Origin of the sequence: Paenibacillus ginsengarvi (assembly GCF_003626695.1) — a bacterium.
GTDB lineage: Bacteria > Bacillota > Bacilli > Paenibacillales > NBRC-103111 > Paenibacillus_AB > Paenibacillus_AB ginsengarvi.
Map to the genome: position 1 here is coordinate 133061 of NZ_RBAH01000013.1, position 25013 is coordinate 158073.

General features: G+C 55.9%; 18 protein-coding genes. 13 read left to right on the forward strand and 5 right to left on the reverse strand.

Features of this window, described 5'->3' with window-relative positions:
• Nucleotides 1-125: 125 nt before the first annotated feature.
• Nucleotides 126-1457, reverse strand: coding sequence for an ABC transporter substrate-binding protein (locus D7M11_RS18670; RefSeq protein WP_120748755.1), 1332 nt, complete (start codon nt 1455-1457; stop codon nt 126-128).
• Between the two features lie 223 nt (nt 1458-1680).
• Between D7M11_RS18670 and D7M11_RS18675 the strand changes: the two genes are divergently transcribed.
• The 12 genes from D7M11_RS18675 to D7M11_RS18730 all read left to right on the forward strand — a co-directional run bounded on the left by D7M11_RS18675 (nt 1681) and on the right by D7M11_RS18730 (nt 14170).
• Nucleotides 1681-2532, forward strand: a complete 852-nt coding sequence (locus D7M11_RS18675; RefSeq protein WP_158606707.1) for an AraC family transcriptional regulator — start codon at nt 1681-1683, stop codon at nt 2530-2532.
• Between the two features lie 315 nt (nt 2533-2847).
• Complete coding sequence (locus tag D7M11_RS18680; protein ID WP_120748757.1) at nt 2848-3747, forward strand: helix-turn-helix transcriptional regulator; 900 nt, start codon at nt 2848-2850, stop codon at nt 3745-3747.
• A gap of 216 nt (nt 3748-3963) precedes the next feature.
• Nucleotides 3964-5928, forward strand: a complete 1965-nt coding sequence (locus D7M11_RS18685) for a NosD domain-containing protein (RefSeq protein ID WP_120748758.1) — start codon at nt 3964-3966, stop codon at nt 5926-5928.
• Between the two features lie 269 nt (nt 5929-6197).
• Complete coding sequence (locus D7M11_RS18690; protein WP_120748759.1) at nt 6198-6668, forward strand: hypothetical protein; 471 nt, start codon at nt 6198-6200, stop codon at nt 6666-6668.
• Nucleotides 6669-7835, forward strand: coding sequence for a LuxR C-terminal-related transcriptional regulator (locus D7M11_RS18695; RefSeq protein WP_120748760.1), 1167 nt, complete (start codon nt 6669-6671; stop codon nt 7833-7835).
• Between the two features lie 77 nt (nt 7836-7912).
• Nucleotides 7913-8395 (forward strand): DUF2269 family protein, encoded by a 483-nt coding sequence (locus D7M11_RS18700; protein ID WP_205127076.1) that lies wholly within the window; start codon nt 7913-7915, stop codon nt 8393-8395.
• A 13-nt stretch (nt 8396-8408) separates the two neighbouring features.
• Nucleotides 8409-9230: an arylamine N-acetyltransferase gene (locus D7M11_RS18705; protein WP_120748762.1), complete on the forward strand. Its 822-nt coding sequence runs from the start codon at nt 8409-8411 to the stop codon at nt 9228-9230.
• A gap of 222 nt (nt 9231-9452) precedes the next feature.
• A complete protein-coding gene (locus D7M11_RS18710; RefSeq protein ID WP_120748763.1) occupies nt 9453-10157 on the forward strand; it encodes a response regulator transcription factor in 705 nt (234 codons plus the stop codon).
• A 4-nt stretch (nt 10158-10161) separates the two neighbouring features.
• Nucleotides 10162-11574 (forward strand): sensor histidine kinase, encoded by a 1413-nt coding sequence (locus D7M11_RS18715; RefSeq protein ID WP_120748764.1) that lies wholly within the window; start codon nt 10162-10164, stop codon nt 11572-11574.
• A 43-nt stretch (nt 11575-11617) separates the two neighbouring features.
• Nucleotides 11618-12205 carry a hypothetical protein gene (locus D7M11_RS18720; RefSeq protein WP_240041194.1) on the forward strand — a complete coding sequence of 196 codons (588 nt, stop codon included), beginning with the start codon at nt 11618-11620 and terminating at the stop codon, nt 12203-12205.
• Nucleotides 12206-12322: 117 nt separating this feature from the next.
• Nucleotides 12323-13444, forward strand: coding sequence for an FtsW/RodA/SpoVE family cell cycle protein (locus D7M11_RS18725; protein WP_120748765.1), 1122 nt, complete (start codon nt 12323-12325; stop codon nt 13442-13444).
• Nucleotides 13445-13495: 51 nt separating this feature from the next.
• Nucleotides 13496-14170, forward strand: coding sequence for a phosphatase PAP2 family protein (locus D7M11_RS18730; protein ID WP_240041195.1), 675 nt, complete (start codon nt 13496-13498; stop codon nt 14168-14170).
• 86 nt (nt 14171-14256) lie between these two features.
• Here the strand turns inward: D7M11_RS18730 and D7M11_RS18735 are convergent, their stop codons facing one another.
• The gene (locus D7M11_RS18735) at nt 14257-14622 is read right to left on the reverse strand and encodes a c-type cytochrome (RefSeq protein WP_120748767.1); all 366 of its coding nucleotides are present in this window, start codon (nt 14620-14622) and stop codon (nt 14257-14259) included.
• A gap of 366 nt (nt 14623-14988) precedes the next feature.
• Between D7M11_RS18735 and D7M11_RS18740 the strand changes: the two genes are divergently transcribed.
• Nucleotides 14989-21402: an InlB B-repeat-containing protein gene (locus D7M11_RS18740; protein WP_120748768.1), complete on the forward strand. Its 6414-nt coding sequence runs from the start codon at nt 14989-14991 to the stop codon at nt 21400-21402.
• A gap of 122 nt (nt 21403-21524) precedes the next feature.
• Here the strand turns inward: D7M11_RS18740 and D7M11_RS18745 are convergent, their stop codons facing one another.
• From D7M11_RS18745 to D7M11_RS18755, 3 genes are all read right to left on the reverse strand, one after another.
• The gene (locus D7M11_RS18745) at nt 21525-21977 is read right to left on the reverse strand and encodes an ATP-binding protein (protein WP_120748769.1); all 453 of its coding nucleotides are present in this window, start codon (nt 21975-21977) and stop codon (nt 21525-21527) included.
• 45 nt (nt 21978-22022) lie between these two features.
• Nucleotides 22023-22367 carry an STAS domain-containing protein gene (locus D7M11_RS18750; RefSeq protein ID WP_120748770.1) on the reverse strand — a complete coding sequence of 115 codons (345 nt, stop codon included), beginning with the start codon at nt 22365-22367 and terminating at the stop codon, nt 22023-22025.
• A gap of 68 nt (nt 22368-22435) precedes the next feature.
• Complete coding sequence (locus tag D7M11_RS18755) at nt 22436-25006, reverse strand: chemotaxis protein CheW (protein ID WP_120748771.1); 2571 nt, start codon at nt 25004-25006, stop codon at nt 22436-22438.
• Between the last annotated feature and the right edge of the window lie 7 nt (nt 25007-25013).

A 25013-nucleotide genomic window follows, 5' to 3' on the forward strand; every position in this document is an offset into this window, starting at 1 on the left:
CGAGCGGCAACGCATCTGTGCGCGCCAATGCTGCTTCCAAACAAACAAACGTCCTCCTATAGCTGCAGGAAATCATCGAGTTACACCCGATTTCCCGCCGCTAGGAGGACGTTGTCATTTGCCGCTTATTTGCCCTTCGTTGCCGCTATCGCCTTGTCGGCGCGTTCAGCCGCTTCCCGCAGAACGGTGTTGACGTCCTGGCCGGCCGCATAAGCGCCGAGCGCGGCATTCACCTCTTTGTCGGCCGCCGCCTGGTACAGCGTTTTCACCGTCGGGTCCGCGAATTTGTCCGGCAGTATGGCCGTCAAATGTTTGCCTTTGTAGAGCGGCTTGTCGACGCCGAAGACGGAGGCGGTTTTGCTCTTATCTTTGAGCACGGCCGGCGTTCCCGTTTTGGCCTGCCACATCTGGAACTCTTCGGAGGCGACGTAGCTGAGCACCTGGAAGGCCGCGTCTCTTTGCTTGCTCGTGCTGGTAACGTAGAAGTAGTTCGGATACGACTGCGGGCCGACGTCCGGCTTGTCCTTGAACACCGGGAACTTCGCTATATCCCAATTCCAATCCCCGAAGTTTACACCGCCTGTGCTCAGCGTAAGCAGCATCGCCACCGTTTTGTCCTTATAAAACGGGTCTTGCTGATTGTTCAAATAAAATGTATTGCCGGGAAGCTCATTGCCGGGAATTTTGTAGAAGCGGGCCATATTTTCGAACGCTCTCACGAAGTTGTTTTCCAGAAACATTGCTTTGTACGTTTTTGCATCGAGATGAGGCGCGGACAGCTGGTTCAAAAACATCAAATGCTGAAACGCCATCGTGAGTCCGCGATACGTCGTTCCCTCGTCGGAACGCGTCATTTTTTTGGCCAAATCGTACTGGTCCTCCCAGGTCATTCCATCTTTTGGGTACGGGACGCCGAACCGGTCGAACAAATCTTTGTTGTAGAACAAGGCGGCGGACGTCGTGTTTACCGGGAGACCGTAAATCCCGCCTCCGGCAAGCTGGCGCTGGATGTCGATCGTGGATGGCTCCAGTCCGGTCATGTCGAAACGGTACTTTTGAACGAGATCGCTAATATCGCTTTGCAAGTTGTAGGTCAGCACGGAAGCCGGCGTTAATCCGACCGAGCTGATGAAGATATCGTACGACTGGCCGGATTCGATATACGTTTTGAACGAGCCCTCTACATACTTGATTTTGTAATTGGGAAACTTCTCGCTAATCTTGGTTCCGTAGTCTCGCATGAACTGTTCATTCGTGGCTCCGCTTGACGAGCCGATCACCAGCTCCGCCGGTTGCTGGGCCGCTTGTTTGGCAAGCTCCGCGGGGCCGGCTTGCTGCGCTGGAGTCGCCGCATCTTTAACCGCCTGTCCCGATTCTCCGTTGTTTCCGCTGCTGCATCCGGCAAGCGCCGCTATCAAAGCGACGGATACCGGACCGATCCCTATTTTGTTTCTCATCGTTCGTTCCCCCCTAAGTATCGCTGCAACCCCAATATAGCACGGGCTGTTGTTCGGAAACTTGACTATCGCTGGGAGAAAGAGGCGGCATGTATGATCCGGGTTGTTTTTCGCGAATTTCTGCTATAATGGCAGCAGAGCGGAAAATGATTTCAAAAAACGCCCACTAAATGGAGCCCAGTTTTCGATGGTGGGGGATGCGCGAGAAAAGGCGGGATGTTTCGTGGAGACGACTCGGCTGCAAGTAATGGACCACTACTATTACAAATGGAACAGGTTATTGCTTGGAAACACGCTTGCTCATTCGCATCTGCAATACGAAGTGTACTATTTTCACGCGGGCCGCTGCGTGTACAGGCTTGGCGATCGCGCCATAACCTTGCGGCCGGGCGATCTGATTATTATGAACGGCCTTGCGTCCCACTACCCGCAGGTGGATCGAACGAAAGAGTATGTGCGCACGATGTTTTCCTTCGATCCCCGCAAGCTGGCGCCTGCCGAACACGGTTTCCTTGCGATTAATCCGCTAAAGCCGTTCGAGCTGCTGCGCAATCGCCATCTTCGGCTCGGAGAGAAAGCTCAGGCGGAATGCGAGATTTTGCTTGCGAACATCAACCGGTTCTACCATTCTATCGACACGGTGGATCAGTATCGGCTGCTCGCAGCCTTCTACGACCTGCTGCTGTTCATTTATGAGCTGTGCCGCCCGGAGATGGAACGGAAGTCTTATTCGCTAATGGCCGGTGAACACAGCGTGCGGCAAGCGATCGTCTACATCGAGGAGAAGTATATGGAGGATATCGAGATGGAACGGATGGCGTCCGAACTTCATATGAACCGTTTCCACTTGATGAAGGTGTTCCGCGAAATCACGGGGCTGACGGTGTTCGATTATTTGTATCACAGAAGGGTCGAGCAGGCCAAGATTATGTTCGTGCACAGCGACCGGGACACGGTTACGGATGTTTGCTACAAAGTGGGCTTCAAGCACCCGTCGCATTTCAGCCGGGTGTTCAAGCAGATGGTCGGCGAAACGCCCGATCGTTATCGCAGACTGGTGCGCGGCGCTTTATAAGGCTGAAGGACGGAATTATTATTCGTGATCGGGGGGTAACGCGGCAGAGCCGGAAATACCGCAACCCGAATCAAATCGCGCCTGTTTTCGCCAAGCCCGGGTCAAACGGAATCAGCCGCCAGTGTGCTACACTCGAGGAGAAACTTTTTCCCGATTTATCAACAAAGGGTGATGCCAATAGAGGCAACCTCCCATTCTCCTCGTTTGCCCGGTACATGATATTTAACGATCGCGTCACCGCCCGATTATCGTTCGAAGGCCGGTTTCGCAGACGGAAGATGAAGCCCGGACCCTGGAAGGGAGAGCCAGATCTCAATGAATGCCCAGCATCCTTATCGCATTTTGTCCGACTATTATTACAACTGGGCAGGGCTGAGGAACGGACGGCCGTTTGTCCACACGCATCCGCAATATGAAATTTTTTATTTCCACGGCGGCACCTGCGACTATAGGCTGGGGGAGCGGACGATTGGTCTGGAGCCCGGCGATCTGATTATTATGAACGGCACGACGCCCCATGGTCCTGAGGTGTCCGAGCCTACCGGATATGTGCGTACGATGTTTTCGTTCGATCCGCATCTGGTGCAGCTTTTCGACGAGAGTCTGCGCACCTGCGATCCGCTTAAGCCGTTTCGCGTGCTCAAAAACTACCATTTTCGTCTCTCGCCGGAAGCCAGGGAGGAATGCGAGGAACTGCTGCGGCGGATCAATCGCTTTTACGGCTGCAACGACATCGTCCAGTATAACCGGTTTTTGATGGCTTTTTACGATTTGCTCCTATTCCTTCTTGTTCAGGGACGCTCTGTCATGGAGGACAAGCAAAAAACCGACCCAGGGCGGGAACAGTATGTCGACCGCTTGATTCGCTTTATCGATTTGCATTTTATGGAGGAGCTGAAGCTGGAGGATCTCGTCAAACACGTTCATATTAGCAGGTTTCATCTGATGAAGCTGTTTCGCGAGACTACCGGCACAACGATCACCGATTATTTATACGAACGGCGCATCAACCAGGCGAAGCTGTTATTGATGTGCGAGAAGGAAATATCCGTAACTCGGGTGTGCTATGAAGTAGGCTTCAAGCATTTGGCCCATTTCAGCCGGCTGTTCAAAAAGAAGGTCGGGCATACGCCGGAAGCGTACAAAAAACTGGCTCATTCGGAAGGCGGACTTACGCGGCAGCGGCAAAAAACGAACCCAACCTGTATAAGTTGAACTGAAACCTCCCGTCGGCAGGCCAACTCCATCCGGGGAACTCCAGACGGGATATGCCTGAGCGGTGAGATAGTCCATTTCGGAACGGAACGGATCTCCGAAATAGTTGGGCAACTTATACAGTTTGAATTTTGAGAGCGATTTCAATTTTCGAATCGGGTACTTCTCCGTCTGCCGGATCAAGCCGCAAATCATTCCAAAAGAGGAGAAGAACTGATGAACGATAGAGAACTTAACAAGCTTGGAGGTACATTCGGCACATCTTTTGTGGAAGCGGGGGGTTCTCTCGAGCCGGGGACGGACGTGCTGAACGGTGCGGCGAGCAGCTCGGAGCGCGGGATTAGCCGAAGAAAAATGCTTGCCGCTCTAGGGGCGGCGGGAGCCGTATTCGCAGCCGGGGGGCTGCTTCAGGCGAGCGCGAGCGGCCGGGGACCGCATCAGGGGGTATCCGGTTCGGTGTACGGCCCGGACGATCCGCAGCCGGGTGCCTGTTGTATTCGGTGCGCGACGATGGCCGAGCTGCGGGCGATGACGACGGTGCCGTCTGCCGAGCTGATCTATTTGACCGATTCGGGCAAGGAAGGCTACTTCGCTTACGATCCGGCGGATACCGCGAGTCCGGATAACACGGGGACGACTCTGGTCTCTTCCACCGGCGCGCGGTTCAAGAGATTGCAGGTTAACGGTGTTTATCTAGTGAATTGGTTCGGAGCGGCGGGAGACGGGATTCAGGACGACACGGCCGCGCTGCAAGGGGCGATCCAGGCGGCTGCGGCAACGGGCGGTCAAGTGTTCCTGCCACCGGGAACATACTTGATCGCCTCCCGGTATGTATTCGCGACGCCGGGATCATTGGACTTCGGTTACGCCCTGCGCGTTCCGGGCAACGTAACGATAGCCGGAACGACCGGCACGGTATTGAGGCAGGCGATTACGTATGATAACAGGAGGGTTTTGTTTTATCTCGAGGGCTCCCATATCTCGATTCACGACTTGCGGATCGAGAATACGTATCCGATTGCTCCAGGCGGGAATTTGTCCAGCATCGAATTCGGGGCCGGAGACGGCTTCGACGCTTCGCTGGCTTCGGATATCCACAATATAACGATCGAGAACGTGACCGTATTCCGTTCCTGGCACCCGGTCAAGTTCCATTTCTCGGACGGCTCGGGCAAGTCGGCGCGCAATATTACCGTGCGAGGTGTCCGCTCCTACCATGACAAGACGTCGAAAAGCAGCGGAGGCATCAATTTCCGTTCGACGCCGAACGGCCGAATCAGCCGGGTCACCGTCGAGGCGTGCCATATCCACGATCCGGTTACGTCCGCAGCCGTGGGCTTCTATGGCGTGCATGACGCTACCGTCAGCGGCTGTTCCGTGACCGGGACCGGAGTAAACGCAGCCGGTATCCAAATCGAAAACGGAGGGAAGCTGATCGCCGTTACCGGCAACACATGCACGGATAACGTAAACGGCATCTGGGTGGACGACTCGGTCGATGTCACGATTACGGGAAACGTCATTACCGGCGTCTCAAATGCAAAGGGAATACGCGTGACGCGCCAGGGCTACCTGGATGAGCCGAACAAGCTTACGACGGGCATCGTCATCAGCGGAAACAGCTTGCGGGGCTGCCGCATCGTCTCCGAGGAATTCGGCGCTTCGCCGGCAGGCGCTTTCGGTACGATTACGGTGGCCAACAACGTGGTGATCGGCGATGGCGCGAATGTGACGACCGCGATCCACATGTACCGGGTGCCGTATTTGACGGTTGTGGGGAATACGGTGCTCGGAGCCGCGACTTACTCGCTGTATTTTTCGACGCTAGCGGACGATATGATTAACGTCGCGATGAATATGACGGCTAAGGTCGGAAGTGAAGCTTCTTCGGGAATGCGGGTGACCGGAGCTGCGGTCCGGCTGAACGTGGTCGGCAATATGTTCGCGAACGGATACGATGCCTGGAACGGGCAGCAGGGGGCGTCGGTCGCCAACAGCACGCAGAACGGACCGGCGCAGTGGCAGTACGGAAGCACCGGCATCATGGCGGGCAGCGGATCGCCCGAAGGCGTGCAGAGCGCGCCCGGCGGGTCCTTGTTCATGCGGCGGGACGGCGGAAGCGCACAAACGCTATATGTAAAAGAAAGCGGCAGCGGCTCCACCGGCTGGATCGGGAAGTAAATCGGCGCTGCTGAAGCGGAGCGGTTTCGTTCTGAAGCCGTGCCCGCAATGGACGCGGTTGACTGCGGCGGGTTGCCGACTGCCGTTATCGTTACCGAAACCGCAAGGGAGCAAACTTGCATACTGGACGGAGTCGCAGCAGCGGCCCCGTCCATTCTATTGATGTGGGGTTGCTTTATAGTTGCTTTATAGACATAATTGTTAATTTCGGATATCGTTTGGAATATAGAGCAAAGGGTCATTTATTTTCGCATGGAAGGAGGCCCGTTATGAAGACGTGGCCTGACTCGGTGCATGCGTTCTTAGCGCGGAAGCATGTCCCATTGTACATTCATCTTGCCGCTGCTACGGGCGCGTACCCGTTTGGGTGCCGAGGCTACAGTGTCCGGACCGAACCGGATGTTTCTGTATGGATAACCGTTCTTGCAAGCCAGTGGCTCCGGCTGCGCGAGCATGTAAAGGCGGGTTCCTCCGTGGCGGCGCTGATCACATCCGGTGCGGACAACGAGTCGTACCAGCTCAAGGGGCGGTTTATCGACTGCCGGAGCGTGGGACGCGAGGAGGCGGTTTTGCTGGAGGAGCAGCGGAATTATGCCGCACTGCATTATCCGAATTTGCTGCCGCTTATTCAAGTCGGCGTGTCGGATTGCGTATCGATCGGATTGCAAGCAGATCGCGTTTACGCCCAAACCCCCGGACCTGCGGCGGGCCGCCTTTTGCAAGAAAAGGAGGCGGACTGAATGCTTCCTGAAGAAATGGTTCCGGCGTTCGAGGGTGCCTACCCGTCCGTTATGATGACCGCCGATGCAGAAGGCATGCCGAATGTGGTGAATTTGTCGCGGGTTTGGCTGGTCGATCCGCAGCATGTCGCAATCGCCAATCAAATGCTGAACAAAACGCTCCGTAATTTGTCCGTCCATCCGCTGGCGACGATCAAGCTGGCCAATCCGGTCGACCTCGTCCACTGGGAGCTGGAGGCACGGTACACCGGTTTCGTATCGGCGGGCGAATGGTTTGAGAAGGTGCAGCGCGACCTTCAGACCGTTTCCTGGATGGCGGGGATTGATTCCGCTCCCCCGCTGAAGTCGGTTCTTCTATTCGAAATTACCGGCGTTCGGAAATGCGTCGAAGAGGCGAGGCATCTTCTTCCGGAGCCGGAGACGTTCAGCGTGCTGCTCAAGGCTCTGGCCGAAGGTTTGCAGCTAAACCGCTCCTCGGTGTGGTCCGATTCCGGAGAGAGGGAAGGAGAGCCTGAGCTTTTGGCGTCTATCGGAGTGCCCGGGGCGGGCGCGGATCGTACGGCTTTTGTCTCGATGGAACGGCTTGCGGCGCTGGTAGCCAGGGAGCGGACGGTTACCCGGCTGCGCAATATCCGCTCGCAGATGAAATATATGCATACGCTAAGCGATTCCGGAGTCGCGACTCCGCAAGCCCCGGGACCGTCTTCTCCTTCCGGCTTTTTGGCGTTTCCTTGCATCGCGGCCGATACGGTGTTCGGCATTATATGCTGCGAGGAGATGGAGCCGGATACCGGCGTGTTCGCACGCTGGCCGGACGATTTTTTTCGCCTGCTGGCCCGAATGCTCGGCGAGACGCTTGCCTCGATCGCCGTTACGCCGCAAAACGAACGTTTATCGCGATTCCGCCAGGTCGTGGAGCGAACCAAGCTGCAGTGGAAGAAAGAAACGGACCCGTTCCTTACGGCGCTGAGCGCGAGGGAACGGCAGGTAGCGCTTTGCGTGGCGAAGGGACTCACCAACGCGGAAATCGCCAAAACGCTGTTCATCAGTCATCGCACGGTATCGACACATATGGAACGCATTTTCCTGAAGCTGCAGCTCACTTCGCGTGCGGCGCTAACCCGCTATGTAGTCGAGAACGGATACGAGGTGGACGAGTTTAAATGACGGAAAATACGTAAACCAACCGATACAGCCGAAAACAGAATGCCGCTATGATGAGTGTGTGGTTGATTGACAAACTCATGAATTGGAAAGCGGTGATAGGTATGAAATGGATCGTTTTGGTACACGTCATTTCGGCGATCGTGGGGCTCGGACCGACTTATGCGTTTCCTATGCTGCTGCGCAGCGGCTCCTCCATTCGCGAAATGGAAAGGTCCTTGCGGCAAGTGAGCGCTCTGGAGCTGTTTCCGAAGCTGTTCGGAACGATTGCGGTCCTGTCCGGACTCGTCTTGTTTTTTCTCGGCTCGTACGGCTCGTTTTTGCAAGTGTGGATTGTCGGAACGCTCGTCCTTTATGTGATTGTCGAGCTGGTCATTATTCTCAGGCTGAATCCGGCAGCGAAGAAGCTGCACAGCCGGCTTGCGGACAGTTTGACGCCGGACGAAACCGCGGCGGCGAGCCCGGAAGTTTCCGCCCTGTACGATCAGGTGTGTCGCAGTCACATTTGGGCAACCGTTCTCGGCACGATCATCTTCATTCTGATGATTCTGAAGCCGCATTAAGGAGGCAGAGACTATGCTCACAGCTACGCTTCGCAACCGGTACCTCGATCATTTGCAAACACTGGAGCAGCCTCCGAGTCTCGACTATTTGCGCAAGCTCATCAAGCTGCACCTCGGACGGTTTCCTTTCGAAAACCTGAGCAAATTCCACTACTATACCCATAAAGGGCAAAAAGGATTGGAATGGCTGCCGGATATGGAGCTGTTTCTCGACAACTGCGTATCCCGGGGGATGGGCGGCAATTGCTACATTCTCAATTCACACTTCGGTGCTTTGCTGGAATCGCTCGGCTTTCAAGTCGAGCTGGTTCGTGCTACCGGCGGTAATACGCATTTGGCTCTGCGGGTTACGATCGATAAACAAATGTATTACGTCGATGTCGGATATGGCGCTCCGCTGCTGGAGCCGTTAGTGCTTGAGGAACAGCCGCGCTTTTCCAGGCTCGGAGAAGAAATCGAAATAACGCGGCTGGGGCCGGGACGCTTCATAATCGACAGACGTGCCGGAGGGCAAAGCTTCGTGACGAAGACGATCGAATGGGAGCCGGTCCGATTGGACGATTTCGAAGAGGTGATTACCGATTCGTTGCGGGACCGGGACGATAACCCGTTCATGCGCCGGATTGTGGTGACGCTGCTTCAGGAGGACCGCGCCTATTCGGTTATGAACAACAAGCTGTTCGTGAAAACGAACGAGCGGACGGAAGTACACGAATATACGAAGCAATCCGATTGGATCGCCATGATGAAGAGCACTTACGGGCTGGATGAGGAAGCGCTTAGAAGTTCGGTCGATTTCGTGGCGGAGCGCGGCGTCAAGCTGTTTGACCGGTAAGGGCGGATGGAGGTTTGGGCTCTGCCAAGGCCCGATAGGTTCCCCGTCTGATAGTTGCGGCCGGGCGGGGATGCGATTCGCCTTGTCGGCATACTGGAGGCCCAGCACCCCTTTAGTTGACAACCTCAGTTGCTGAGGGTATTATCCAAATAAGTTTACACGTCTCCCTTAATGAGGGAGCTTTTTTGTTTTCTTCGTTAAGACCACGATCAGGAGGCCGAGATGGAAGAAACGAACCGAAACCATGTACTCGTTGTCGAAGACGACGATTCTATCAGACGTTTTGTAACGATCCAACTAAAGAGAAGCGGCTTCGAAGTAACCGAATCCGCCTTGGGAAGACCGGCGCTAAGCAGCTTGCACGTGAAAAAGCCGGACGTTGTCGTGCTTGATCTTAATCTGCCGGACATGGACGGCTTTGAATTTTGCACAAAGCTTAGGGAAGTCGATCCGTATATTGCGATCATCATTTTGACAGCGCGCGGCGGCGATTGGGACAAAATCAGGGGACTCGAGCTCGGGGCCGACGATTATATGGTCAAACCGTTTAATCCGCTCGAGCTTGCGGCCCGCATCCGGACCGTATTGCGCCGTACAAGCCATGCGGTCCGGCCGGAAAGGAACGTGCTTCATTCCGGCCCGATCCGGCTCGACCTCGATGCGAACAAGCTGTACAAGCGCGATTGCTGGATCGAATTGACGCCGAAGGAGCAGCTAATCGTCAAGGTGTTTCTGGAAAACCCCGATAAAGCGCTGTCCAGAAACGAGCTGCTCAATCTGGTGTGGGGCGAGGATTTCGTGGGCGATCCGAAGACGATAGACGTTCATATTCGCAAGCTGCGGGAGAAGATCGAAGACGACAGCTCCAGACCGCAGCTGATCGAAACGGTATGGGGGCTCGGGTATCGCTGGAGAAAGGACGGTTGAACGTTTGGGAATCCGAAAACGGCTCGTCGGCAGTTACCTGATCGTTATCATCATTACGGTTTGTATTTTGGAAGCGGTTCTTATCGGGCTTGTCCGGGCTTATTACTACGGCAACATCGAACGCATCCTGATGAATCAGGCGGAAATATCCGCCTCTTTTTATGAGCAATATTTCGCCGTAGAGGACGTAGCGGAGCAAGCCGAACGGCTGCTGCGGGGATTTGCGCAAAATAGCTCCGCCCAGGTTCAGATTATCGCCGCGTCCGGACTGCTTCTCCGGGACACTTTGGGGGAACGGGCCGGTAAAACGATGACCGATTATCCGGATGTCAGGTCCGCGATTGGCGGAGATGCAGCGGCATGGAAAGGGCGCGAGCTATCGACGAAAGAAGCCGTGTCTGCAGCTTCTTATCCGCTCAAGGCGGGTGGCGCCACGGTAGGAGCGGTCCGTTTCGTATCCTCGCTGACGGATTCAGCGGCTACGATCCGCCATATTACGATCATCCTGATCGTCATCGGGCTTGCCGTGATTGCGATTGTCGCCGTGCTGGGCATGCTGCTGTCCGGAATGATTACCGGCTCGATTACGGAGCTGAAGCAAGCTGCGGAGAAGATGGCGGAGGGCGATTTTAAGGCAAGAGCCGCGAAACGGTACCGGGACGAGCTGGGAGCGCTGGCCGATACGTTCAATCGGATGGCGATGAAAATCGAGCGGCACGAGCTGCTCAAAAACGAGTTTTTTTCCTCCGTGTCCCATGAAATCCGCACCCCGCTTACCTCGATCAAAGGCTGGGCCGTCACTTTGAAATATGGCCATAACGACGACAAAGCGTTGCTGAAGGAAGGTCTCGATATAATCGAGGCGGAGACAGACCGGCTTACGAAGCTGGTGGACGAATTGCTCGACTTCTCCAAGCTGGACAGCGGCCGCATGGAACTGGCCCGCGCTCCGGTCGAGCTCTCCGAATTGCTGCGGTACGTCGGAAGACAGCTTGCTCCAAGAGCCATCCGGCAAAACATAGAGCTAAGCGTGCAAGCGGAGGAGATGCAGCCTGTGTACGCCGATGAAAGCCGTCTGAAGCAGGTGCTTGTGAATCTGCTGGACAATTCATTCAAATTTACCGGCAGCGGCGGTTCGATTCGGCTGTGCGCCCGGCCGGACGGAACAGAGGCGGTCATCACCGTCGAGGACACGGGAGAGGGAATTGAAGAGCGGGATTTGGAACAAGTGAGACAAAGGTTTTACAAAGGAAACGGAAAAAAAGCCGGGAGCGGTCTCGGTCTGGCGATTTCGGAGGAAATCGTCAAGCTTCATAACGGGCGGCTCGTTATCGAGAGCGAACCCGGCCAAGGAACGAAGGTTGGCATTTATTTGCCGATGCAGCCTGATCCGGACACCATTTTAACTATTTCATAACCCTTTATTCGTACCGACCCTTTAGAATAGGAGAATGGAAACGATGATGAAGGAGCAGAGCCGTACCAAGACCAGCCGCCGCCGGCGCTTTCGGGCCCTGTTTGCCGCCGCTGCGCTTTTATGGATTTGCGGATGCGGCATACCCGCAGCCCCGATCGATCTGATCAAGCCGCCGCGGTTAGCAGCCGGTTCCTTTGGCACGGACGACCCGGGCGACCTTCGCGCCATGCTGCCTGCCGGGGCCAAAATTGCTGTCGCGGGAAGCGGAGCGGGCGGTGACGCCATCTCGTTCGGGGATGTGGACGGCGACGGCTTCGACGAGGCGATCGTCGTATACGAGGAGGGCGGCCGGACGGACAAAGCGATCAAAGCCGCCTTATTGAAAAGGCAGCAGGAACGCTGGCATGTCGTCTGGGATACGAAAGGCTACGGCCGCGGCCTGGACTATGCCGGGGTAGCCGATCTGAACCGGGACGGAAGCGGCGAGATCCTGCTTGGATGGACGATGGGTGCGGGAGAGAACGGGCTCGACATCTACGAATGGAAAAACAACTCGCTATCGCTGCGGAGCCAGGAAAGCTATCAAGGGCGATTCGTGCTCAGTTCGCTGTATGAAAACTCCGGCGAATAGATCGTTTGCGTTAGCTGCACGGGCAAGGCTGTTGCCCAAGGATCGGTAACCGCCTGGCCGGCAAGGATCGTATCCGCAAAACTGTGTTCTTAAAACTAAGGCAGTAAAGGATTGCAGATGAATTATTTCGACAAGCTTAAAAAACTGGACTTATTTGTATTAGCGGTCATGACTTGCCTGGTAGCGATCGGCACTTTCGCCGTTTACGAGGCTACTAGGGGGACGAGACTGGAAGGTTTGCATAGCAGCAATATGATGTTGTTCGGCCTGTTTTGCGTGCCGATGCTGCTGGTTGCTTTATTCGACTACCGGCTGCTCACGGGCAAGCTGTCTTATGTGTTATACGCGATCGGAATCGTGATGCTTGTATGGGTCAAGTGGAAAGGGGAAAACATTAACGGGGCGGTTCGCTGGCTGACGATCGGAAATTTTCAGATTCAGCCGTCGGAGCTGGTAAAGATTTCCACTATATTGCTTGCCGCCCATCTTTTAAATAAGCGGGCCGGCGAGAAGCTTCGGCTTGTTCAGGATATCGTTCCGATACTGGCTATCTTCATCGTTCCGACGATTCTGATTATGAAGCAGCCTGACTTGGGCACAGCGCTTGTATTTGTCGGCGTACTGCTCGGGATGCTGTGGAAGGGAAACATACGGGCGACCTATTTGCTCATCGGTTTAAGCGCCGCCGCGCTTTGCATCGGGGCTGTGATTTGGCTGTATTATTCGGATTACGAGCTGTTGTCCAATCTTGTGAAGTCTCATCAAATCTCGAGGCTGCAAACGTTTCTGGACCCGGCAAGCGATCCGGATAAATCGTGGCATGTCAAAAATGCGATGCGCGCGATCGGCGTGGGCGGGTTGAGCGGAAGCAGCGGTTTTTTCACGCAGAACGGATACATTCCTTATGTGTACTCGGACTCCATCTTCGTCGTGATCGGCGAGGAGCATGGCTTCATCGGTGCTGCCTTGCTGCTGCTGCTCTATTTCCTGCTCATTTATCAGATGGTCCGAATCGTAGGAGATGGCAAGGAATTGACCGGTTCCTACGTGGTGATCGGGATTGCGTGCATGTTCGTGTTTCAAATATTCGTCAATGTCGGCATGCATGTCGGGCTCGTGCCGCTAACCGGCATTTCCTTGCCTTTCATCAGTTACGGCGGCAGCTCTTTGCTGCTTAATATGCTGGCGGTCGGGCTGGTGTTAAGCGTAAAAATCCATCAAAACGAACCGGCCTATTAGCGGTCGGGCGTTCGGAATTAGCATATCGGTACAAGAAAGAAGGGACGCTTTTTGAGAAAGTCGCCGCGTAACAGGTACTACCCGCTTTACTTCGGCTTGCCGCTGCTGCTCGGTTTCGGAGCTTTGGCGTTTGCAGCTACTCGAAATCCTGCAAGCTCTCTAGATTTGAGCGTAGCCTCCTTCGTGCAAAGCTTCGAGTCGCCTTCGCTTACGAAAGTCATGGAGCTGTTCACGGTTCTCGGTTCTGCCAAAGTTTCCGCGCTTGTTGCGCTCCTGTCGATCGTCTTATTATATGTCGTTCTCCGGCACCGATTGGAGCTTGTCTTTTTGTGCTGCGTTGTGGGCGGCTCGGCGGTGATGAATCAACTGATGAAGATCGTCTTCCATCGGGAGCGGCCAAGTGTGCATCGGTTAATCGAAGAGACCGGCTTCAGCTTCCCGAGCGGTCATACGATGGGGGCAATCGCTCTGTACGGGGCGCTCGCGTTTTTGCTTTGGCGGCATATTCGGACGCGTATCGGACGCGTGCTGCTAATTATAACCAGCTGCGCGATTATCGGCATGATCGGCATAAGCCGGATTTATCTCGGCGTGCATTATCCGAGCGATGTGCTAGCCGGGCTGCTGGCCAGCGGATTTTGGTTCAGCTTTATGGTCTATCAGTATCAGCTGTATATGGAGCGACGCACCGGGAAAATGTCTATTGGCCGCGGAAACACACCGTAGCCGAAACTGTGCCGGAAACAAAAACACGCCGTGTCGGGCGTGTTTTTGTGTTCCTTAACGCGAAGTGCGACTTTCTGAACCATGTCTCATTTATGCTGGGCCAGCCATAACGCCAGATTGGCGACTTCCTCTTCCTTCAGGGAGCTTTTGAACGCGGGCATTCCGCCTTTTCCGTTCAGCACGAGCTTGTACAGCTGCGCTTCCGTAAGCTTTGCCCCGACCTTTTGCAGATTGGGCCCGATCTTGCCCTCGAGCTGGTTGCCGTGACAAGCGATGCAAGACTGCTTGTATAGCGCTTCCGCCGCCGCCTGATCCAGCGTTACGCTCGGCATCGCCGGCCCTTGCGCTTCCTGCTCTTTCGCAGGCTTATCCCCGCCTGCGGTCACCATAAGCATAATCAATCCGAAGGCGCAGGCACCGAAAAACAATACAGCCATAATCCATTTCTGCATCTCTTAACCTCCTTCTTATCCGTTCAAAATGATACCATTGTATGGCTAAGGCGTATATAGCCCCAATGAGTCATACCGGAAGCGGCTATTTGAAACAGTTCGCATTTTTTTGTTGCTCGCTTATCGCTTCCGGATGTATACTGATTGATGCGTAGAAGGAAGGCTTATTCTGCAAAATGGATGGTTACAACCGCGGAACCCGACAATAGACAACATGGCGTTTCGGCAAATCCGAACGAGAATCGACACCACGAGGATGCTCGAACCCTGTGATTATGAATCATAATTGCAGGGTTTTTCTGTGTGCCGGAGTTCTGCGCAGTTGCTGAAAGCGAGAATCTAGTTTCGAAGGAGGAGATACATATTATGGAGCAGGACGGAGAAAGGACGGAGAAAGGGAGGGGCATGTCAGGAACGTTAAGTTTACGGCGCCGGGTCCGGTTTGTTTGCTTGCTGTTATTGTCGGCGCTGCTGGTCTTTCATGCTGTACCGGTTCCGACGGCGAATGCGGTCGCTACAGGTGTGACCGACGGTACGTATGACTTTGGCGGCACTCTGGTCGCACTGGGCGGCGATTACAATAAAACCGGAGACAAGTTTCTCGTCAACAAGGATCTTGTAAAAAACGGAACGAGTTTATGGCCGCAAACGCAAACGGATGCGAGCATTCCGGGTTATATGATGATTAAGGCCGAGGGCGCTTCCGTTATCGGAAGCTTTACATTTCAGGATTTGGGCTTCAGCGCTACGAGCAGCGGGCTCAAGCTCGATTTTCTGCACATTACGCTATACGACTCCAAAGGTTCGATGATTACGACGATCGACAATTACACGTATGCCGGCGGAGCGAAGCTGAGCGTCGGGACCGGCTCGGTCAAGCTTTCGTCGCTGCTGAATGCCGGGCAGCTTTTCCAGATGAAAAATGTGAGCAGTATTAAAATATTATGGACATTCGAGGACGATCTCGCGCCGTCGCGATTAAAGCTGGACAATATCACGATTGCGAACGTGCAAAAAAGCAAATACACGGTTTACTTCAACAGCAATGGCGGCACGGCGATTGGCAGCCAGACGGTGACTTACAATGGTACGGCCACGGCACCTGCCAATCCGACAAGGACGGGTTACACGTTCGGAGGATGGTACAAGGATGCGAACCTGACGACGCCGTTCGCTTTCACGACCGCGATAACGGGGGATCTGAACCTGTACGCCAAATGGAACGCGATCAACTATACGGTCACTTATAACAGCAACGGAGGCACGGGCGTCCTCAGCCAGTCGGTAGGGTATAACGCGATTCCTGCCAAACCGGCCGATCCGACGAAATCGGGATATACGTTCCAGGGGTGGTACAAGGACACCGGTTTGACGCAAGCTTATTCCTTCAATACCGGTATTACAAGCAATATGACGCTGTATGCCAAATGGGGACTGAATGCTTATACCGTCACGTTTAACAGCGGCGGAGGTACGGCGGTGAACAACCAGACGGTGAATTATGGCGGCCAAGCGGCTGCACCGCCGAACCCGACCAAAGCGGGCTACACGTTCGGCGGTTGGTACAAGGACGCAGGCCTGACAACGGCGTTTAATTTTAGCACAGCGATCACAGGGAACACGACGCTGTACGCGAAGTGGACGGTCAACACCTTCGCCGTCACCTTTAATACAAACGGCGGCACGGCGGTGAGCACACAAACGGTGAACTATGGCAGCCAAGCGATTGCGCCGCCGAACCCGACGAAAGCGGGCTACACGTTCGGCGGATGGTACAAGGATGCGGGCCTGACGACGGCGTTTAATTTCAGCACGGCGATTTCGGCTGCTACGACACTGTACGCGAAGTGGACGATCCATACATACACGGTTACATTTGCGACTAACGGCGGTACGGCGGTGAGCAATCAGACGGTAAGCTATGGCGGTACGGCTGCGGCGCCTGCAGCGCCGACCAAGACGGGAAGCACGTTCGGCGGGTGGTATAAAGATGCAGGCTTGACGACGGCTTATAACTTCAGCTCGGCGATTACCGGCAACACGACGTTGTACGCGAAGTGGACGCTTAATAATTACACGGTTACCTATGCGAGTAACGGCGGCACGGCGGTGAACAGCCAGACGGTCACCTACAATGGTACGGCCACAGAGCCTGCCAACCCAACGAAGACGGGTTATACGTTCGGCGGATGGTATAAGGATGTTGGCCTGACGACAGCCTTTTCGTTCGCGGCAGCGATTACGGGCAATACGACGCTGTATGCCAAATGGACGGTTAACAGCTACACGGTCGCGTTCGAAAGTAACGGCGGCACGGCGGTGAGCGGCCAGACGGTGAGTTATGGCGGTAAGGCAACGACGCCTGCCGCGCCGGCGAAGGCGGGGGATACGTTCGGTGGCTGGTATTCGGATGTAGGCCTGTCGACTGCCTTTTCATTTGCCTCGGCGGTTACTGCGGATGTGACGCTGTATGCGAAGTGGACGCCTGCCGTTTACACAGTCACGTTTGCGACAAACGGCGGCACGGCGGTGAGCGGCCAATCGGTGAATTACGGCGGTACGGCCACGGAGCCTGCCGCGCCGGCGAAGACAGGATATACGTTCGGCGGCTGGTATTCGGACGCGGGCTTGACGGCGGATTTCCTTTTCACGACGGCGATAACCGGGAATACGACCTTGTATGCGAAGTGGACTCCACTCAGCTATACGATCACGTTCGAGAGCAACGGCGGCACGGCGGTGAACAGCCAGACAGTGAACTACGGCAGTTTGGCGACGAAGCCGGACGATCCAACGAAGACAGCCGTTTTACCCGATCTGACGATTTATACGTTTGGCTGGTGGTATACGGACCCGGACTTTACGCAGCCGTTCCTGTTCTCGGCACCGATTGCCGGGGATATGACGCTTTATGCGAACTGGACGACAGACAACAAGTACGCGGTGACGTTTAATAGTAACGGAGGCACGGCCGTAAGCGGTCAGATGGTGAGTTCCGGCAATCTGGCGACCAAACCCGCCGATCCGACAAAAACGGGTCACACGTTCGGCGCATGGTATGCGGACGAAAGCTTGGCGCAGGAGTTCGATTTCGATACTTTAATCACAGGAAATACGACGCTTCACGCGAAGTGGATCGCCAATCCGTACACGGTCACGTTCGTCACCTACGGAGGGACGCCGGTAAGCGTCCAGAGTGTTACCTACGGCAGCACGGCTCTGGCTCCTGCTGATCCCGTGAAATCAGGTTACCTGTTCGGCGGCTGGTATGTAGATGCAGGATTATTGACCGCCTTCTCCTTTTCGACGCCTATTACGGACAACATAGCGCTGCATGCGAAATGGGCGGAGGAAACGTATTCCGTATCGTTCGATAGCGATGGAGGCACGGCCGTGAGCAGCGTGACGGCAGCTTACAACAGCACGGCGGTTGCGCCTGCCGACCCAGTGAAATCGGGCTACCTGTTCGGCGGCTGGTATGTGGATGCAGGATTTTCGACCGCCTTCTCTTTTACGACGCCTATAACGGACGACATAACGCTGCATGCGAAGTGGACGGCGGAAACGTACACCGTGTCGTTTGACAGTGGCGGCGGAACGGCCGTGAGCAGTTTGCAGGTGAGCTACAACAGTTTGGCCTCGGAGCCTGATGCTCCGACAAAAGCGGGGTATACGTTCGCAGGCTGGTATACGGACCCGGGACACACGACGGCGTTTACGTTCACAACGGCTATAACCGGAAGTATGCTGCTGTATGCGGACTGGACGACGGACGATTACACGGTTATGTTCGCTACGAACGAGGGGACGGCGGTGAGCAGTCAGGAGGTGAGCTACGGCGGCCTGGTTGCGGCTACGCCAGACCCGACCAAGCCGGGTTATACGTTCGGCGGCTGGTATACGGACGAAACGCTCACGATCCCGTTTCAGTTCACTACACCGGTCACCGCAGACATAACGCTGTATGCGAAATGGGCGACGGGCAGCTATGCGGTTGTGTTCGACAGTCGCGGCGGCACGGCTGTGAACAGTCAGGCTGTGAGCTACGGCGGAACGGCTCTGGAGCCTGTGAACCCGGTGAAGCTGGGGTACACATTTGAAGGCTGGTACGCAGACCCCGGCCTCACGAGCGCTTTTACGTTCACAACGGTCATTACGGGAAATACGACTCTGTATGCGAACTGGACAACGGACCGTCATACGGTCATGTTCGATACAAACGAGGGTACGGTCGTGAGCAGTCAGGAAGTGAGCTATGGCGGCCTGGTTGCGGCAACGCCAGACCCGACCAAGCCGGGTTATGCGTTCGGCGGCTGGTATACGGACGAAACGCTTACGATCCCGTTTCAGTTCGCGACGCCGATCACCGAGGACATAACGCTGCATGCCAAATGGGCAACGGACAGTTATTCGGTTGTGTTCAATAGCGGAGGCGGTACGGCCGTGAACAGTCAGGCCGTAAGCTATGGAGCATCGGCCCAAGAGCCTGTGAATCCTGCGAAGGCGGGGCACACGTTCGGCGGCTGGTATCGGGACGCAGGCTTCACGACCCCTTTTTCATTCTCCGCAATCATTTCAGGGAATACGACGCTGTACGCCAAATGGACGGCAAGCGGCAATGCGGATTTAAGCGGTTTAATCGTTTCGGATACGATGCTGAACCCGCTTTTTGCAGCCGATACGACAAGCTACAAGGCGAGCGTTCTGAACGGCGTCAGTTCGGTGACGGTAACGGGATGGGTGTATGAGAGTTTTGCGCAGCTCAAAGTGAATGGGAAGGAAGCTTTCAGCGGTCAGGCGACCGAAGCGATTCCTCTGAACGAAGGGGACAATACGATCGTCATCGAGGTAATCGCCCAGAACGGCACAATGAAATCGTATGCGGTTGACGTTACGAGGGGGCCTGCAGCCCCTGTCGGACTTGTTGCTCTGGCAGGAGACGGTGTAGTTTCGCTGAACTGGCAAAACGTACAGGGAGCCGTTTCCTACAGCGTGTACGGCGGTACCTCTTCGCGCGGCTACGGTTCAGCACCGATGGCAACGGTAAGCGGCGCTACGTATGGGTACACGGCGTCGGGGCTGGAAAATGGCACGAGCTATTACTTCACCGTCGTGGCGAACAGCGACGGGAGAAACAGTTTGTACTCAAACGAAGCTATCGCTGTGCCGCTTAGCGGGGATGCGACTTTGCAGGCGCTGAGCCTGGCGGGGATCGAGCTGAGCCCTGCATTCGAGTGCGGCACGTTCTCCTACTACGCCAGCGTATATGAAAGCTCGTACGAAACAACGGTTTCGTCGGCAGTCTACGAACGCCATGCCTCGGCGAAAATCGTAGTTGACGGCAAGGAAGTGCCGGATGGCAGGGTGGAGTTGAAGGAAGGCACCAATACGATTAGCATCGAGGTCGTCGCCCAGAACGGTATGATGAAAAACTATGTCATTACCATAGAGCGAATGGTTCCGGAGCCGTCGTCGCCGGTTTCTCCAGCGTCGCCGGGCGAAGAGCCCGTTACGGGTAACACGAAGCCGCAGCAGCCGACTGACGGAATCCGCTTCCTGTTCAACGGACGCTTCTACGAGCGAATCGTGACGGCAACGGCGGCGAATCGCGATTGGACCGTTACGGTAGATGCGCTCCAGCTTCAGACGCTGCTGGGCGAGACGGATCTGAAACCGACTGTAAGCTTGCAGATTCCGTCCGGGACGGATCGTGTAACCGTAGTTTTGCCGGGGGATATCATCAAGGCGATGGAACGAAAACAAGCCGTATGGGAAGTTCAAACGCCTTATGGAAATTACAGCGTACCCGCGGCGGAAATCGGAATCGAGACTTTGGCCGCGAAGCTGGGTGCAGAAGCGCTCAAGAACATCGAGGTGCGGCTTGAGATCGGAATCGTCAAGCCGGACCCGGACCTGTGGAGCGCGGACCTTTTCGGGAACAGCCAGATAACGTTAATCGGGCAGCCTGTACAGTTCCGGCTCACGGGGACGTATCAAGGCGAGACCGAGGAAATAAGCAGGTTCCGCTCGTTCGTCAAGCGGGAAATCCCGCTGCCGGACGGAATGCGGGCGGATGAGGCGACTACCGCCGTCGTTATCGAGCAGGACGGAAAGCTCCGCCATGTGCCGACTTTCTTCAGACAGAGGGACGGAAAAACGTTTGCGGTTACCCACAGTTTAACGAATAGCGTTTACGCGATCATTCGGCATCGCCTATCTTTTGAAGATGTGGAGCAAAGTTGGTCGAAGCAAGCGGTGAACGATCTGGCCTCGCGGCTGATCGTGAACGGGACCGAACCAACGCGCTACAACCCGGGCGCTGCGGTAACGCGCGCCGAATTCTCGGCGATTGTCGTGCGGGCGCTGGGGGTACCGGTGGCTGGAAACGCGGCCGGATTCAAGGATGTAAGGTCCGGCGACTGGTACGCAGGGGCCGTGGCGGCAGCGCAGGAATACGGCATCATTGCCGGATATGAGGACGGCTCGTTCCGTCCCGGCGCCACCATCACGCGCGAAGAGGCGATGGTTATCGTGATGCGGGCGATGGAGCCGGCAGGTTTCGCAACCGGCGGGAATTCCTCCGATATCGAAGCGGTCTTGTCCGGAGCTGCCGGGAGCGAGGCGGTAAGCGCCTGGGCCAAACCCGCTGTCGCTACGGCCGTGAAGCTCGGCATCATGAACGGAAGCGAGGCGGGCCTTATGCCCGGCAGCCCGATTACGAGAGCGGAAACGGCGGCTGTCGTTCAGCGTATGCTGCAAAAGGCCGGACTGATCGACTAGGCCCGGCGCGGTTGCCCGCTGGATTAGTTAAAGAAAGCACCTCTTACTGGCTGCATAGGCAGCTCCCTCGGGAGTAAGCCGGCGGGTAAGGGGTGCTTTTTTGGATAGAGCTGCTACGGCTTTTATGTGGCGTCGCGGGGAAGCTTGCGTGTTTTGCGCATCGTCAATTCGACCCGCGTTCCGCTGCGAGCAAGGTGCAGCTCGTCCATAATGCCGGCGATGAGGACGAGTCCGCGTCCGCGCGTAACGTCGCCTCCTTTCGCTAGAGCCGCCGGGGTGCTCAGATCGACGTCGAACGTTCGGCTTTCCTGGCATATAACGATCTCTATGGTAGGAGCATCCGCTCTCCACTTTATTTCGAAATAGCCCGAGTGCTCCAAGGCGCCGTAGTTTTGGGCGTTCGTACAGGCCTCTTCCGTAGCAAGCTGCAAAAACAACGTTTCCTCGGCGCTGAAGCCGAGTTCCTCCGCAAGCGTTCTGGTCATTTGCATCGCTGTCAAAATGTCGTCCCGATCCCGGACCTCCAGACTTTTGTGCACGTTCCCGTGTCCGGAACGGTTCTGCAAACAGCTCATCCTTGTTCGCCTCCACTTCCGAAATGGCGCTTAAGCCGAACCCGCCTACGTAGCCGGCCCTGAACGGATGTAAGCGACAGCCTCTTCGCGCTGCCGGAACAGCCGGATGAACGCGCCGAATTTGACGATGCTGAGAATTTCGCCGACGGTCGGTTCGATGCCCGCGATGACGAGCTGCTTCCGGTGGCGATCTCCTTGTCGAACGGCATCGGCGATGATGCCGAGGGCCCCGCTGTTCACATACATGACTTCGCGCAGCTCGAGCACGAGAGAGTTCTCCTCCGAGTCCAGCAGCTTCCGCACGGCCAGCCGGAAATCGTCAACGTTTTTGAGTGTCACATCCTCGTTCCACCATAACACGCGGATACCGTCTTCTCTGGTCAAAAGCATGGCCCGAATCTCCCTTCTGGCATAGGTTCGCTGCCTAGGCGGCGTCAAGCGGGCGTTGACCCAGACCGTTAGCGCTCATCCAGTATGCGGTCGATATCGAGCAGCATGACGAACCGGTCGCCTTTCTTGTAAATGCCGTGAATCGCGCGGCTGTCTCCGCCCCCGGTCCGGGCCGGGGCGGTTTCGATCTCGCCTCCCGACACTTTGAGCACTTCCGTTACTTTGTCGATCAGGATGCCGACATCGCGGCTGTTCGTCTCGACGACGACGATCCTCGAATCCTCGCTGTGCGCTTTGGGAGGCAAGCCGAAGCAGCGGCGAAGATCGAAGGCGGGCAGGAGCGCACCGCGCAAATTAACAAGACCGAGCATATGGGGAGGGGCGTCGATCATTTTGGTAACCGGCGGCACCTTGATGATTTCTTTGACTTTATGGATGCTGAGCCCGTATTGCTCCTCTTCCAGCGTAAACGTTACGAGCTGCTGCTCGGTGTGCTTCGCTTTATGCTCCACCGGCTCCGCTTCGTGGGAGGCGTAAAGGGAGCCTTCCTCCTTCACGATCGCGCCCACATCGAGAATAAGCGCGACATGACCGTCACCGAGTATGGTCGAGCCGGAAATGTAGGGGACATCGCCAACGAAGCGGCCAAGCGATTTGATCACGATTTCCTGGTTGCCGACGGTTCTGTCGACGACAAGGCATACGCGTTTGTCGGCGATGCCGACGACGACGACGAACAGGCGCTTGCCTTCGCGCTCCGCTTCCGTTTGCGGCATGTTCATTTTGCGGTGCATGCGGATGAGCGGAAAAACCGTGCCGCGTATGACGCATACTTCCCGTCCCTGGATCGTACGGATTTCGTCGTGCCGCAGCCGGACGATCTCGATGACGTTTACGAGCGGAATCGCGAAGGTGCTCGGCCCGAGCCTTACGAGCAGGGAGCGGATAATCGCCAGCGTGAGCGGCAGCCTGATCGTAATGACGGTGCCTTCGCCAACCGACGTGTCGATATCGATAATGCCGCTAAGCTTCTCGATATGCGAGCGGACGATGTCCATGCCGACGCCGCGTCCCGACAAATCGGTAATTTTGTCCGCCGTCGATACGCCCGATTGGAAGATGAGGAATACGAGCTCCTTGTCCGTCATCCGCTCCGCTTCCTCGGCGGTGATGAAGCCTTTGCGGATCGACGATTGTTTCACTTTTTGCGGATCGATGCCTCGGCCATCGTCGGCGATCGAGATGACGATCTGGTTTTCCTGATGGGCGGCTTTCAGCACGAGCTTTCCACGTCTCGTCTTGCCGACGCTTTCCCGCTGATCGGGGGATTCGATGCCGTGATCCGCGGCGTTGCGCAATAGGTGAATGATCGGATCGCTGATTTCTTCGATCAGCGTGCGGTCGAGCTCGGTTTCTTTGCCTTCCATCACGAAATCGATCTCTTTGCCGGCGATTTGCGCGGCATCGCGAACGAGCCGCGGGAATCGATTGAACAGCTGCTCGATCGGCAGCATGCGCGTTTTCATCATGCCGTCTTGCAAGTCGGATATGACGCGTCCGAAATGGCTGCATATATCGTTCAGCACGGCGGCATCCTCGTGATCTCTGAAATTGGCGTTAAACCGGCTCTGGAATTGCTGCAGCCGGGTATTGTCGATAATCAGCTCGCCGACGTAATTGAGCAGCTTCTCGAGGCGATCGACGTCGACACGCACCGTCTGGCTCACCTTCGGCTTCGGTTCCGTCTCCGCACGCGGCTTCGGCAGTTCGCTGGCAAGCTCTTCGCCCGCCGGCGGATGGGCCGCTTCGGTCTGAATAACCGGAACCGTCCGGCCTTCGCAGTAGCTGTCCACATTGTGAGGGTGAATCGAATCGATATGGAACGCATCGATCTGCGAGGTTTGATTGATCGTATCGATCACCGATTGCCGGCTTTCCTTCGTGACGAAGAGGAACACAAGACCGCCCTGGAACGACTGTTCGTCTTCGATCTCCTCGGTAGCCGGATAAGAAACGACGACTTCGCCCAGCTCGTTCAGATTGTTGTATACGAGCAAGGCGCGAACCGATTTCATGACGGCGTCGCTATTCAGCCTGATGGATACAGCCATTACCTGGAAGCCGTCGTTTATCGCTTCGAGCACGGTATTCCGCTGAAACTCGTCGAGACGGACGAGCGGAAAACCGGATTGCGCGCTTTTCTCCTCGCGAGGGGCTTCTTCGTCGTTGCCGCTTTCGCCGGCGCCGTTCTTCGCTTGTTTGTAAATCCGGCCGAGTGTGTCGGTCAGCGGACGGATATTGGTCTCTTCCAGTGTGCCGTCATGAATCGCCTGCCGCAGCACCTTCATATAGTCGATGGAGTGGAACAGCGCGTCGATAATGGAGGCGCTAATGGCGAGCTCCCGGTTTCGGATCAGCTCGAATACGTTTTCGAGGCTGTGCGTCAAATCTTTGAGCGGCTCGAAGCCCATGGCGGCCGCCGAGCCTTTAAGCGTATGGGCGGCGCGGAATATGACCGAAATCGTATTCATATCGGCAGGATCCTGCTCGAGCCTCAGCAGGCCGGCATCCAGCATCTGCAGCTGCTCGTCCAGCTCGTCGAGAAATACGCCCATATAGGCGGACATTGGATGATCCATAACAACC